This is a genomic window from Streptomyces sp. NPDC003300 (assembly GCF_040610915.1).
GTDB lineage: Bacteria > Actinomycetota > Actinomycetes > Streptomycetales > Streptomycetaceae > Actinacidiphila.
Genome location: NZ_JBEXNE010000020.1, coordinates 104,783 through 118,162 on the forward strand (window position 1 = coordinate 104,783; position 13,380 = coordinate 118,162).

Consider the following 13,380-nt stretch of genomic DNA (forward strand, 5'->3'; position numbering starts at 1 on the left):
CTCACCCCCGCCCGGGTCAAGACCTTCGTCGCCACCCACCGCCCGGCGCTCCGCTGTCCCACCAGCGCCGTAGACTTGCGCGAGTGGCGGGCAGGATCAGGGACGAAGACGTGAAGGCGGTACGGGACGCGGTCCCGATCGACGCCGTCGTCTCCGAATACCTCCAGCTCAAGAACGCCGGCGGCGGCAATCTCAAGGGCCTGTGCCCCTTCCACGACGAGAAATCCCCCTCCTTCCAGGTCAGCCCCTCCAAGGGCCTCTACCACTGCTTCGGCTGCGGGGAAGGCGGGGACACCCTCGCGTTCGTCATGAAGCTCGACCATCTGTCGTTCACCGAGGCCGTCGAGCGCTTGGCCGGCCAGGCCGGGATCACGCTGCGGTACGAGGAGGGCAGCCATGTCCCCGGGCGGCAGCAGGGCGAGCGGATCCGGCTGGTCGAGGCGCACAAGGCCGCCGCGCAGTTCTATGTGGAGCAACTGGGCGGGGCGGAGGCGGAGATCGGCCGGAGGTTCCTGGCCGAGCGCGGCTTCGACCAGGCGGCGGCGGAGCACTTCGGGGTGGGGTACGCGCCCGCCGGGTGGGACCACCTGGTGCGGTATCTGCGGGGGAAGGGCTTCACCGACAAGGAGCTGATCACCGCGGGGCTGGCCTCCGAGAGCCGCAGGGGCGGGGCGATCGACCGCTTCAGGGGGCGGCTGATCTGGCCGATCCGGGACATCACCGGCGAGGTGATCGGCTTCGGCGCGCGCAAGCTGCGCGAGGACGACCAGGGGCCGAAGTACCTGAACACCTCCGAGACGCCGCTCTACAAGAAGTCCCAGGTGCTGTACGGCATCGACCTGGCCAAGAAGGAGATCGCCAAGACCGGGCGGGCGGTGGTCGTCGAGGGGTACACCGATGTGATGGCCTGCCATCTCGCCGGGGTCACCACGGCCATCGCCACCTGCGGCACCTCCTTCGGCGGCGACCACATCAAGATCCTGCGCCGGCTGCTGATGGACAATTCGACCGCCGAGGTGGTCTTCACCTTCGACGGCGACGAGGCGGGCCAGAAGGCCGCGCTGCGGGCGTTCGAGGACGACCAGAAATTCGCCGCCGAGACGTCGATCGCGATCACGCCCGGCGGGATGGACCCGTGCGAACTGCGGCTCGCCGAGGGCGACGCGGCCATCCAGCGGCTGATCGACGGCCGCACCCCGCTGTTCGCCTTCGCGCTGCGCTCCATCGTGTCCCGCTACAACCTGGACACCGACGAGGGCCGGGTCGCGGCCGTGGACGCGGGGGTCGCCGTGGTCGCCGCGATCAAGAACCAGGCGCTGCGCGACCGTTACGCGATCCGGCTGGTCGGCATGGCCGGGATCGGCACGCAGTCCGAGGAGCAGTCGATCATCCGCCGGGTCCGCGCGATGGCCAGGGCCCGCGCGGCGGGCGGCGGCAGCACCGACAACCGCCCGCAGTACGGCCGCCAGGGCCAGGGCGGTCCGTACGCGGGCGGCGACCGGCAGTCCTCCGGCGTCCCCGCGCAGAACGCGCCGCGCGGCCCCCGCCTGGACCTGCGCAGCCCCGCCCACCGCGTCGAGCGCGAGCTGCTCAAGCTCGCCCTCCAGTACCCGAAGCTGGTCTCCCCGGCCTTCGACGCGTACGGCGAGGACGAGTTCACCGGACCGCCCTACGCCGCCGTGCGCCGGGTGATCGCCGAGGCGGGCGGCGTCGAGGCGGCCGACGGCGACTATCTCGTACGGGTCCGCGAGGCCGCGCCCGACGACACCGTACGGATGATGGTCACCGAACTGGCCGTCGAGCCGGTGATGCACAAGTCGCCCGAGTTCTACGCGGGCGAGGTGCTGGTCCGGGTGCGGATCAACGCGGTGGAGCGGCGCGTGGCCCAGGTGCACGCCACGCAGGCGCGGTTCGCCGCCCAGGGCGTCCCGCAGGACTCGCCCGAGGTCACCGCGTCGCTGGGCGAGCTGTGGGCGCTCCAGCAGTACGGCCAGCGGCTGCGCGAACAGGGCGCGGCGGGGCTGTAGCCGCCGCGGGCGTACACCCGGGCATATGCCTTGCGTCACCGCACGGACCTGAGCGGTGACCTTGTGTGAAAAAGGGAGCGCACGCCCCTCGTAGCGGAGCCGCGTCGTGGGCCACACTGGGTGACGGCGCCCAGGGCCTGTCCGGCAAGACGCGCTGCGAGCCCGAGGACGCGCTCACTTCTGGAGGTCGCTTCCGTGCAGACCCAGACCCAGATCCACACCCAGATCCAGACCCTCACGACCGCGGCCGAGGTGGTGGCGATGGAGCCCCAGGCGGAACCGCCAGGGAACCTCACGGGGTCGCGGGTGCCGGAGCAACGCGTGGTCACCGACGAGCGGGACGACGAGGACGCGGTGCCGGTACGGCCGCCGCGCGAGGAGTCCGCGGGCCCGTCCGCCGACCTCTTCCGGCAGTATCTGCGCGAGATCGGCCGTATCCCGCTGCTCACGGCGGCCGAAGAGGTGGACCTGGCCCGCCGGGTGGAGGCCGGACTCTTCGCCGAGGAGAAGCTCGGCGCCTTCCCCGACCTGGACTCGCAGCTCGCCGTCGACCTCGACCGCCTGGTGGTGCTCGGCCGGATGGCCAAGCGCCGCCTCATCGAGGCCAATCTGCGGCTGGTCGTCTCGGTCGCCAAGCGGTACATCGGCCGCGGCCTGACCATGCTCGACCTGGTCCAGGAGGGCAATCTCGGGCTGATCCGGGCGGTGGAGAAGTTCGACTACGCGCGCGGCTACAAGTTCTCGACGTACGCGACCTGGTGGATCCGCCAGGCGATGTCGCGGGCGCTGGCCGACCAGGCCAGGACGATACGGGTCCCCGTGCACGTGGTGGAGCTGATCAACCGGGTGGTGCGGGTGCAGCGGCGGCTGCTCCAGGAGCGCGGCTACGAGCCGAGCACCGAGGAGGTCGCCGCCCAGCTCGACCTGCCGGAGGAGCGGGTCAGCGAGGTGCTGCGGCTGGCCCAGGAGCCGGTGTCGCTGCACGCGCCGGTCGGCGAGGAGGAGGACGTCGCGCTCGGCGACCTCATCGAGGACGGCGACGCCGCCTCGCCCGTGGAGTCCGCGGCCTTCCTGCTGCTGCGCGAGCACCTGGAAGCGGTGCTGTCCACGCTCGGCGAGCGCGAGCGCAAGGTCGTCCAGCTCCGCTACGGCCTCGCCGACGGCCGCCCCCGCACCCTGGAGGAGATCGGCCGCATCTTCGGCGTGACCCGCGAACGCATCCGCCAGATCGAGTCCAAGACCCTCAACAAGCTCCGCGACCACGCCTTCGCCGACCAGCTCCGCGGCTACCTCGACTGAGACCCCCCGGAGCCCCCCGGGCCCTAGCCGTCCCTGCGCAGCCGCGCCAGCGGCCTCGGCGCCACCACGAACCCCTCGGCGCGCGCGCTCGCCAGCCCGATCCGCGGCAGATGCGCGCTCTTGGCGAAGAGCAGGAAGCGCGGCTCCCAGATAGGCCGGTACTTGGCGTTCGCGCGGTACAGCGACTCCAGTTGCCACCAGCGGGAGAAGAACATCAGGGCCGAGCGCCACAGCCGCAGCACCGGGCCCGCGCCCAGCCGGGCGCCGTCCTCGAACACCGACCGGAACATCGCGAAGTTGAGCGACACCCGCTCCACGCCGACGTCGGCGGCGCGTTCGATCAGGTCGAGGACCATGAACTCGACCAGGCCGTTCTCGCTGTCCCGGTCGCGCCGCATCAAGTCCAGCGACAGCCCCTTCGGGCCCCACGGCACAAAGCTGAGCAGCGCCTTCAACTCGCCCTCGCCGTCGAGGCATTCGATCATCACGCAGTCGCCGTCGGCCGGGTCGCCGAGCCTGCCCAGCGCCATCGAGAAGCCGCGCTCGGTGGCGCCGTCCCGCCAGCGGTCCGCCGCCTCGATCAGCGCGGCCGTCTCGTCGGCCGGGATGTCGCGGTGCCGCCGGATACGGGTGGTGTAACCGGCGCGCCGCACCCGGTTGTACGCCTGCCGCACGCCGCGCATCGCCCGGCCGTCCAGGGTGAACTCGTCGGTCTCCACGATGGCTTCGTCGCCCAGTTCCAGCGCGTCCAGGCCGTGCCGGGCGTAGACGGTGCCGCCCTCCTCGCTGGCGCCCATCACCGCGGGGATCCAGGCGTGGTCGCGGGTCTCCACCAGCCAGGCGTCGATGGCGCCCGGCCATGCCTCGACGTCGCCGATCGGGTCGCCGGAGGCCAGGGCCACACCGCCGACCACGCGGTAGGCGACGGCGGCCTTGCCGCTGGGCGAGAAGATGACGGACTTGTCGCGGCGCAGCGCGAAGTAGCCGAGCGAGTCGCGGGCGCCGTGCCGGGCGAGCAGTTCGCGCAGCCGGTCCTCGTCGTCGCGGCTCTGGAGGTCCCGGCCGCGCGGGGAGCGGAAGAGCGCGTAGAGCACGGCGAGCAGCAGGCCGAGGCCCGCCAGGTTGAGGCCGCTGCTGACCCACGGGCTGATGTGCAGATTCGGCTCGATGTCGGAGTCGCGGCTCAGCGTCGTCAGCCGCAGCGCCACGTACCAGACGCGGTCGCCGACGCTGGCGCGCTCCGGGCCGACCGCCGTGACCAGGGTCGTGCCGACCAGGACCGACAGCAGCGCGCCGACGCCGAGGACGGCGAGCGCGAGCTGCGGGTTGGTGCGGTCGCCCTTGCCGTGGAATTCGCGGCGGCCGAGCGCGCCGAAGCACAGCACGGTCAAAGTGAGCGCGGTGGAGACCCAGTTGAACGGGTGCCGCCGCAGGTCGTCGTAGCACAGCGCCCACACCGACAGGGCCGCGTAGCCGCCGCACAGCGCCATGAAGACGATCCAGGCCACGCGCTTGTGGCGGGCCAGCATCATGGCCATGAAGAGCGTCGCGGCGGCCGAGCCGAAGCCCGCGAAGAGCATGAACGGCGTGAACAGCTCACCGGTGTTGTGGTTCGACATCTCCTGACGGATCGTCAGGGATACGGCGGACAGCAGATCGACGACGCCGATCACCCGCAGGTACCAGATCGGCACCCGCGCACTGCGCCGCGCCAGCGTCGAGGTCTCGCGCCGCGCGGGGCAGCGCACCGGGTCGGAACCGCCCGGTCGCCCCTGCCGCGGCCCCTCGGCCGTACTCGTACCCGTACCCGAATCCGTGCTCGTACCCATACGGGTACTCGTACCCGCCCGCGTGCCGGTACCCGCGACCGACGCCGCGGTGGTGGCGCTGCTCATCACTTCTGCCCTTCCGGAGGTACGGCGGCACAGGCTACCAACGCCGCGCGCCGCCGTACCCGCTGGCTCCTCGGGTTTTCCGGCCCCCCGCTCCGGCCGGTCGGCCGGGACGGAACACCCGTCCCGGCCGGCCCTCGTACCTCAGTCGACCTCCGCCACGGCCTGCGCGAACTGCGCCGCGTACAGCCGCGCGTACGCGCCCTTGGCCGCCAACAGCTCCTCGTGCGTGCCCTGTTCGACGATCGCGCCGGACTCCATCACCAAGATGACGTCGGCGTCGCGGATCGTGGACAGCCGGTGCGCGATCACGAAGCTGGTACGGCCGTGGCTGAGCTTGGCCATCGCCCGCTGGATCAGCACCTCGGTACGGGTGTCGACGGAGCTGGTCGCCTCGTCCAGTACCAGGATCGTCGGATCGGACAGGAACGCCCGCGCGATGGTGATGAGTTGTTTCTCACCCGCGCTGACCCCCGCGCCCTCGTCGTCGATCACCGTGTCGTAGCCCTCGGGCAGCGTGCGGATGAAGCGGTCCGCGTGCGCGGCGCGCGCCGCCTCCTCGATCTGCTCGGCGGTCGCCCCCTCGCTGCCGTAGCCGATGTTCTCCGCGATCGTGCCGCCGAACAGCCAGGTGTCCTGGAGGACCATGCCGATCGAGGAGCGCAGCTCCTCGCGGGAGAGCGTGGCCACATCGGTGCCGTCCAGGGTGATCCGGCCGCCGGACACCTCGTAGAACCGCATCAGCAGATTGACCAGCGTGGTCTTGCCCGCGCCGGTCGGGCCGACGATCGCGACGGTGTGGCCCGGCTCCACCTTCAGCGACAGGTGGTCGATCAGCGGCTTGTCCGGGTCGTAGCGGAAGCTCACGTCCTCCAGCGCTACCCGGCCCCGCACCGGCACCCGGGGGACGTCCCGCTTCGCCGGCTCCGCCGACTGCTCCTCGGCGTCGAGGAGTTCGAAGACCCGCTCGGCCGACGCGATGCCGGACTGGATCAGGTTCGACATGCTCGCCACCTGCGTCAGCGGCTGGCTGAACTGCCGCGAGTACTGCACGAACGCCTGGACGTCACCGATGGACAGCGCGCCCGACGCGACCCGCAGGCCACCGACGACGGCCACCAGCACGTAGTTCAGATTGCCGATGAACATCATCATCGGCTGGATCGTGCCGGAGATGAACTGCGCCTTGAAGCCCGAGCGGTACAGCGCCTCGTTCTGCTCCTCGAAGGCCGCCGCCGACTCCTCCGCGCGCCCGAAGACCTTCACCAGCGAGTGGCCGGTGTACATCTCCTCGATGTGCGCGTTGAGCTTGCCGGTGGTCTTCCACTGCTGGATGAACTGCGGCTGCGCGCGCTTGCCCACCCGCGTGGCCACCAGCAGCGTCACCGGCACGGTGACCAGCGCGATCAGCGCCAGCAGCCAGGAGATCCAGAACATCATGGCCAGCACGCCCACGATGGTCAGCAGCGAGTTCACCAGCTGGCCCATGGTCTGCTGCATCGTCTGGCCGATGTTGTCGATGTCGTTGGTGGCCCGGCTCAGCACCTCGCCGCGCGGCTGCCGGTCGAAGTACGACAGCGGCAGCTTCGCCAGCTTGTCCTCGACGTCGGAGCGCATCCGGAACATCGCCCGGTTGATCACCTTGGTCGCGGTGCGCATCTGGAAGACGCTGAAGACGGCCGCGGCCACGTACACCGCGAGGACCACCAGCAGCACCTTGCCGATGGCGTCGAAGTCCATGCCCTGGCCCGGCGTGAAACCGATGCCCTTGAGCATGTCGGCGACCCGGCCGTCACCGTGCGCGCGCAGCGCGTCGAGCGCCTGCTGCTTGGTGCCGCCGGGGAACCGCCGTCCGATCACCCCGGCGAAGATCAGGTCGGTGGCGTGACCGAGGATGCGCGGCCCGGTCACCGCGAGCGCGACGCTCGCCGTGCCGAGGACCAGCACCAGGCAGAGCAGGAAACGGTCGGGACGCATCAGACCCAGCAGCCGCTTCAGCGACCCGCCGAAGTCCATCGGCTTCTCGACCGGGCCTCCGCTCATGAAGCGCGCGGGCCCGCCCATCGGCCGCGGCGGGCGCTGCGCGGCGGCGGGCTTGTGCTCGTCGTCGCTCATCAGGCGGCCTCGGCTTCCGTGAGCTGGGACAGGACGATCTCCCGGTAGGTCTCGTTGTCGGTCATCAGCTCGGTGTGCGTGCCGGTGCCGACGACCCGGCCCTCGTCCAGGACGACGATCCGGTCCGCGTCACGGATGGTGGACACCCGCTGGGCGACGATCAGCACGGTCGCGGCGGCGGTCTCGTGCAGCAGCGCGCGGCGCAGCGCCGCGTCCGTCGCGTAGTCCAGCGCCGAGAAGGAGTCGTCGAAGAGGTAGATCTCCGGCTTGCGGACCAGGACCCGCGCGATGGCGAGGCGCTGCCGCTGCCCGCCGGAGACATTGCTGCCGCCCTGCGCGATGGGCGCGTCGAGCCCGCCGTCGAGCCGCTCCACGAAGTCCTTGGCCTGCGCCACCTCCAGCGCGTGCCACAGCTCCTCGTCGGTGGCGTCCGGTTTGCCGTACCGCAGGTTGGTCGCGACGGTGCCGGAGAACAGATACGGCTTCTGCGGTACGAGGCCGACGGTCTCGGCCAGCAGCGCGGGGGCCAGCTCCGCGACGTCCTCGCCGTCGACCAGCACCCGGCCGCCCGTCGCGTCGTACAGCCGCGGGATCAGGCCGAGCAGCGTCGACTTGCCGCTGCCGGTGGAGCCGATGATCGCGGTCACCTCACCGGGCCTGGCGACCAGGTCGACCCCGCGCAGGACGGCCGCCTCCGCGCCGGGGTAGGCGAACTCCACGCCGGTCAGCTCCAGGTCGCCGTGGCGGCGCAGGGTCAGCACGGGCGCGGTCGGCGGGACGACGCTGGACTCGGTGCCCAGCACCTCCTCGATGCGCTCGGCGCAGACCTCGGCGCGCGGCACCATCATGAACATGAAGGTGGCCATCATGACCGACATCAGGATCTGCATCAGATAGCTCAGGAACGCCGTCAGGGCGCCGATCTGCATCCCGCCGCTGTCGATGCGGTGCGCGCCGAACCACAGCACGGCGACGCTGGAGATGTTCACCACGCCCATCACCAGCGGGAACATCAGCGCCATCAGCTTTCCGGTGGCCAGCGACACATCGGTCAGACTGTCGTTGGCCTCGGCGAAGCGGCGCTGCTCGTAGTCGTCCTTGACGAAGGCGCGGATCACGCGGATGCCGGTGATCTGCTCGCGCAGCACCCGGTTCACGGTGTCCACGCGGGTCTGCATCGTGCGGAACAGCGGGCGCATCCTGCGGATGATCAGGCTGATCACGATGCCGAGCAGCGGCACCACGGCCAGCAGCAGCGACGACAGCGGCACGTCCTGGCCGAGCGCCATGATGATGCCGCCGACGCACATGATCGGCGCGGACACCATCAGCGTGAACGTCAGCAGCACCAGCATCTGCACCTGCTGCACGTCATTGGTGGTGCGGGTGATCAGCGACGGCGCCCCGAACTGCCCGACCTCGCGGGCCGAGAAGCTCTGCACCCGGTCGAAGACCGACGCGCGGATGTCACGGCCGACCGCCATCGAGGTCCGGGCGCCGAAGAAGACCGCGCCGATCGCGCAGCAGACCTGGACGACGGTCACCCCGATCATGACGCCGCCCAGCCCCACGATGTAGCCGGTGTCGCCCTTCACCACCCCGTTGTCGATGATGTCGGCGTTGAGCGTGGGCAGGTAGAGCGTGGCTATGGTCTGGACGAGTTGGAGCAGTACCAAGAGACCGATGGGTCGCTTGTACGGGCCCAGGTGGGCCCGCAGGAGTCTGATCAGCACACTGAAACCTCGGTGTCGGCGGTACGGGCGCCGCGTACCCGGCGGGACGTACGCAGGCGGCGGAAGGCGCGTACGGAGACGCAGCGCGGGGGAGGGGACGTTGCCCCGGCCCGCCGAGCTTTGCCCGCCCTTTGCCCGTGTTGATCGGCGGAGGATCTTATCTTCCGACACCGCCGGGCCGCATGGGATTAAAGCGAGGCAAAGGCCCCCGGGTGAGTCTGCTCGCGCACCGCGACGTACTGCTGACGCACCGCTGACCCCACGGCCGAGTCGTCGCCCGGCTCCAGCAGTTGCGTGGCCGCCTCGGCCCACGGCGGCGGCTCGGTCTGCGACTGCGAGCCGAGCACCGCGCCCAGCGACCAGGCGGCCTGCCGCGCCGCGCCCAGCGCCGCGTACTCGGCGGCCGGCGGGACGACGACCTGCGTGCCGAACAGCGCGGGCGCGATGGCGCGCACCGCGGGCAGCTCGCCCGCCGCGCCCAGCAGGAACACCCGGCGCACCTCGACGCCCTTGTTGCGCAGCACGTCCAGCGCGTCCGTCAGCCCGCACAGCATGCCCTCGAAGGCGGCCCGCGCCAGGTGCTCCGGCTTCATCGAGTCGCGCCGCAGCCCGGCCAGCGTCCCCGCGGTGTGCGGCAGATCGGGCGTCCGCTCGCCCTCCAGATACGGCAGCAGCACCAGTCCGTACGCGCCGGGCGTGGACTGGAGCGCCAACTCGGACAGCCCGGCCAGGTCGGTGCCCAGCAGATCGGCGGTGCCGCGCAGCGTACGGACGGCGTTGCGCACCTGCACCACCGGCAGATGGCGGCCGGTCGCGTCGGCGAAGGCGGTGACCGTGCCCGTCGGGTCCTTCAGCGCCTCGTGGTGCACGGCGAAGACGGTGCCCGCCGCGCCCAGGGAGACCACCGCGTCGCCGGGGCCGAGGCCCAGGCCCAGGGCGGCGGCCATGTTGTCGCCGGTGCCCGCGGAGATCAGCAGGCCCTCGGGGGTCTGTCCCGCGGGTTCGGCGGGGGCCAGTACGTCGGGGAGCGCCACCTGGTGGCCGAGCGCCCGCTCGACCAGATCCGTGCGGTACTCGCCGGTGGCCGCCGACCAGTAGCCGGTGCCCGAGGCGTCGCCGCGGTCGGTCGTACGGCGCGCGGGCCGCCCCAGCAACTGCCACACCAGCCAGTCGTGCGGGAGCATCACCTGGGCTATGCGCGTGGCCGTCTGCGGTTCGTGCTGCGCGATCCAGCGCAGCTTCGCCACCGGATACGCGGCCTGCGGCACCGAGCCGACCGCCTCGGCCCACCCGGCCGCCCCGCCCAGCTCGTCGGTGAGGTCCACGGCCTGCGCCTGCGCCCGCTTGTCGCCGCGCAACAGGGCCGGGCGTACGGCCACCCCGCCCGCGTCCAGGGCCAGCAGCCCGTGCTGCTGCCCGGAGATGCCTATCGCCTGCACCCCTTCGAGGACGCCGTCCTTGGCCGCCTCGCCCAGCGACAGCAGCCACGCCTGCGGGTCGATCTCGGTCGGCTTCTCGCCGTCGTCCAGAGGGTGCGGCGCATGGCCCTGCCTGAGTACCGCCCCGGTCTCGCTGTCGCACACGACGACGGTCGTACCGGTGGTGGAGCTGTCTATGCCCGCGACTTTCCCCATGGACGAGATGATGCCCCACGGGGGGCGGGTACGGGGTGACAGCTGTGCATCAGGTTGCGTCAGGTGTTCGAGAAATGGGCGGGGTGCGGGCGGGATGCGGGCGGGGATGCCCTTCCTCAGGTGTTGGAGGTGCCCCAGTCGTCCTCGGGCGGCGCGCTGCGGTCGCGCAGTGCCTTCACCCGCTCGGTCACCGACTCCGGCAGCCGGTCGCCGACCTTCGCCGTCACCGTGTCCGCGGCCTTCACCGCGGCGTTCCTGCCGGTCTGCGCGGCGCTCTCCGCCGCGTTGCGCACCGCCGGGTTCTGCGCGACGCGCTGCGCGCTCTTGCGCAACTGCTCGTACCGCTCGCGCCCGGCGCGCGCGCCGAGCACATAGCCGACGACGGCTCCACTGATGAACGTCAGCCGGTAGCGCATGGGCTCCACCCTCTTTCCGTCGGACACGTCAGGCATAGGACAAGTCGGGCCAAGGTGCCGTGTGCTGCGCGCCTACCCTGTGCACCCGGGTGACAACCCTGGCGCAACTGGTTGGCGGAGCACCCCCTCACTTGCGCTAATGTATGTGTCGCAGCGAACGCGCGCCGTCCGGGGACACCCTGACGAGTGCATTCGGTGCACGCAGAGCGATCCCCTGTAGCTCAATTGGCAGAGCAGCCGGCTGTTAACCGGCAGGTTACTGGTTCGAGTCCAGTCGGGGGAGCTCGGTCCCCTGTAGCTCAATTGGCAGAGCAGCCGGCTGTTAACCGGCAGGTTACTGGTTCGAGTCCAGTCGGGGGAGCGCCGGATCAGGACCCCGTTGGGGTCCTTTTTCATGTCCCGGGGAACCAACTCCCCGCCCCCGCGAGTCCACCCAATGACGCGTCTGTGACCCGCGAGGGCGACAGATCGTATGAGCAGCTATGCTGCGGCAGACGGCGCGCGAGGCGCACCGTACGGGGCGGTAGCTCAGCCGGTTAGAGCAGCGGACTCATAATCCGTCGGTCGTGGGTTCGAGTCCCACCCGCCCCACCCTGCGCCGTGCCGCAAAGCCGGCACTTCGCGGACGGTCTCCGGGGGCGGCGATCATGGCGGCGACACCCCCCGCGCGAGCATCCGTCCGAGTGGCGTCCGCGGCACGTCCTTGACGGGGCCGGGTGCGGTCGCCCTGGCGGCCTTGTGGCACAACTCGGCGGGGGACAGGGCTGATCGGCGTGAGACCGCGCGGCGCGGCCCCGCTTTCCGCGTGCGCGGGGCGCGGGTCGCGGGTCAGGCCGGCCAGGTGCCGGTGAGCCGCCGGGTGGCGGTGGCGCCGCTCCGGCTGACCGCCGCCTTCACGACGGCGAAGATCAGCCCGTGCAGCGCGGCCGCGATCAGGACCTCCTTCCAGGCGCGCTCCTCGTCCAGCGCGTCCGGGGTGTCGTCGTCGTGCCCGACCACCTTCCACGTCTGCTTGAAGGCGGCTCCGGCCAACGCGCCACTGGCCACGCTGAGCAGGAGACCGACCGGGCGGTAGACGATCTTCGCGGCGTTCACTTGCGGCCCCTCTTCCAGCGGACGGTGAAGAACACCACGGCGGCGCCGATCGCCGCGGCGACGGCCGCGCCGGGGCGGCGCTTGACGGCGTCGGCGGCCTGCTGGGTCTTCTCGGCCAGGGGCTCGGGGGTCTTCTCGCTGACCTTGGCGGCCACTGCCGCGGTGCCCTCAGCGATCTTGGCCGAGGCGGCGGCGGCCTTCTCCCGCACCGGTTCCGGCGTCTTGTCACGGACCAGCGCGCCGACTTCGGCCGCCTTCGCCCGGGCCGAGGCCGACGCGTCGGCCGCCGTGTCCTGAGCGGTGTCCTGGGCCTCGTCCTTCGTGGTCTGGGCGCGGTCCTTCAGCTCGGTGACCTTGCTCTGGACCTTGTCCTTGACCTCGGCGGCCTTGTCGCCGACCTTGTCCTTGACCTCGGTGGCCTTGTCCTTCGCCTGGGCGGCCTTGTCGCCGACCTCGTCCTTGATGTCGGCGGCCTTGTCCTTGGCGCGGGCCTTCACGTCGGCCTTGGCGGCCAGTTCCTCCACCGTCTCGCCGAGCTGCTCACGGGTGCTCTCCACCTGGGCGCGCAGTTCCTCGGGGGTGGACGGGTCCTTCTCGTCATGCGGGTCGATGGTCATCGCTTCGTCTTTTCCTTGATGGTGGCGACATCGGCCTTGACACCGGCGATCGCCTGCTCGGGAGCCGGCGGCGTCGCGCGGCTCACTTCCTTCTTCCCCGCCAGCGCCAGCGTGGCGGCGAGCGCCAGCAGCGCCACCGCGACGATCAGCGCCGACAGCCACACCGAGAACGTGAGGGCGAGCGCCGCGACCGCCGTGGCGGCCAGCGCCTCCAGACCGATGAAGGCCAGCAGCCCCGCACCGCCGAACAGCCCGCCGCCCATGCCGAACCGTTTGCCCTTCTGGGCCATCTCGGCCTGGGCGAGCCGCATTTCCTCGCGCACGAGCTGCGACATCTGCTGTGTCGCGCGCGACACCAGCTCACCGACCGACGGCTCGCCCGAGCCGTCCGCCGCTCCGGAGCCGTCCCCTGCCGCCCGAGTTCCGACGGGATCCATCACCACTCACCGGTCCTTCCGTCTCCTATGCGCCCGGCTACCCGGGCCGGACGGGCGCACACGCGCTTCGGCAGGCGGCCGCGTGCCGGTCACATCGGTTCGGCTCGGGCGGGGG

At 71.4% G+C, this 13,380-nt stretch carries 10 protein-coding genes and 3 tRNA genes; 5 read left to right on the forward strand and 8 right to left on the reverse strand.

Translation table 11 applies throughout. From position 1 onward, the window contains the following. Positions 1 to 83: 83 nt before the first annotated feature. Entirely contained in the window at positions 84 to 2,027 is a 1,944-nt protein-coding gene (gene dnaG, locus ABZX65_RS26225) for a DNA primase (protein WP_355344725.1), read from the forward strand. 261 nt (positions 2,028 to 2,288) lie between these two features. Next, positions 2,289 to 3,326, forward strand: a complete 1,038-nt coding sequence (locus tag ABZX65_RS26230) for an RNA polymerase sigma factor (protein ID WP_355344855.1) — start codon at positions 2,289 to 2,291, stop codon at positions 3,324 to 3,326. 23 nt (positions 3,327 to 3,349) lie between these two features. Here the strand turns inward: ABZX65_RS26230 and ABZX65_RS26235 are convergent, their stop codons facing one another. The 5 genes from ABZX65_RS26235 to ABZX65_RS26255 form a co-directional block, all read right to left on the reverse strand. Next, positions 3,350 to 5,221, reverse strand: coding sequence for a phosphatidylglycerol lysyltransferase domain-containing protein (locus ABZX65_RS26235; protein ID WP_355344728.1), 1,872 nt, complete (start codon positions 5,219 to 5,221; stop codon positions 3,350 to 3,352). Between the two features lie 141 nt (positions 5,222 to 5,362). Continuing rightward, entirely contained in the window at positions 5,363 to 7,282 is a 1,920-nt protein-coding gene (locus ABZX65_RS26240; RefSeq protein WP_355344858.1) for an ABC transporter ATP-binding protein, read from the reverse strand. 50 nt (positions 7,283 to 7,332) lie between these two features. Further along, positions 7,333 to 9,066, reverse strand: coding sequence for an ABC transporter ATP-binding protein (locus ABZX65_RS26245; RefSeq protein WP_355344731.1), 1,734 nt, complete (start codon positions 9,064 to 9,066; stop codon positions 7,333 to 7,335). Positions 9,067 to 9,254: 188 nt separating this feature from the next. Next, the gene (locus ABZX65_RS26250) at positions 9,255 to 10,700 is read right to left on the reverse strand and encodes an FGGY family carbohydrate kinase (RefSeq protein WP_355344733.1); all 1,446 of its coding nucleotides are present in this window, start codon (positions 10,698 to 10,700) and stop codon (positions 9,255 to 9,257) included. Between the two features lie 116 nt (positions 10,701 to 10,816). Beyond that, positions 10,817 to 11,116: a YtxH domain-containing protein gene (locus ABZX65_RS26255; protein WP_355344861.1), complete on the reverse strand. Its 300-nt coding sequence runs from the start codon at positions 11,114 to 11,116 to the stop codon at positions 10,817 to 10,819. A 210-nt stretch (positions 11,117 to 11,326) separates the two neighbouring features. Here ABZX65_RS26255 and ABZX65_RS26260 point away from each other — a divergent pair. From ABZX65_RS26260 to ABZX65_RS26270, 3 genes are all read left to right on the forward strand, one after another. Further along, a tRNA-Asn gene (locus tag ABZX65_RS26260) sits at positions 11,327 to 11,399 on the forward strand. A gap of 5 nt (positions 11,400 to 11,404) precedes the next feature. Then, positions 11,405 to 11,477: transfer RNA gene (locus tag ABZX65_RS26265), tRNA-Asn, on the forward strand. Between the two features lie 156 nt (positions 11,478 to 11,633). Then, positions 11,634 to 11,707, forward strand: a tRNA-Ile gene (locus ABZX65_RS26270). A gap of 237 nt (positions 11,708 to 11,944) precedes the next feature. Here ABZX65_RS26270 and ABZX65_RS26275 read toward each other — a convergent pair. From ABZX65_RS26275 to ABZX65_RS26285, 3 genes are read right to left on the reverse strand one after another with little or no spacing between them, the layout of a single operon-like run. After that, positions 11,945 to 12,211, reverse strand: coding sequence for a DUF4235 domain-containing protein (locus ABZX65_RS26275; protein ID WP_355344736.1), 267 nt, complete (start codon positions 12,209 to 12,211; stop codon positions 11,945 to 11,947). Then, entirely contained in the window at positions 12,208 to 12,828 is a 621-nt protein-coding gene (locus tag ABZX65_RS26280) for a DUF3618 domain-containing protein (protein WP_355344739.1), read from the reverse strand. Before ABZX65_RS26280 ends, ABZX65_RS26275 begins: the two co-directional genes overlap by 4 nt. Continuing rightward, complete coding sequence (locus tag ABZX65_RS26285) at positions 12,825 to 13,265, reverse strand: phage holin family protein (RefSeq protein WP_355344864.1); 441 nt, start codon at positions 13,263 to 13,265, stop codon at positions 12,825 to 12,827. Before ABZX65_RS26285 ends, ABZX65_RS26280 begins: the two co-directional genes overlap by 4 nt. Positions 13,266 to 13,380 lie beyond the last annotated feature (115 nt).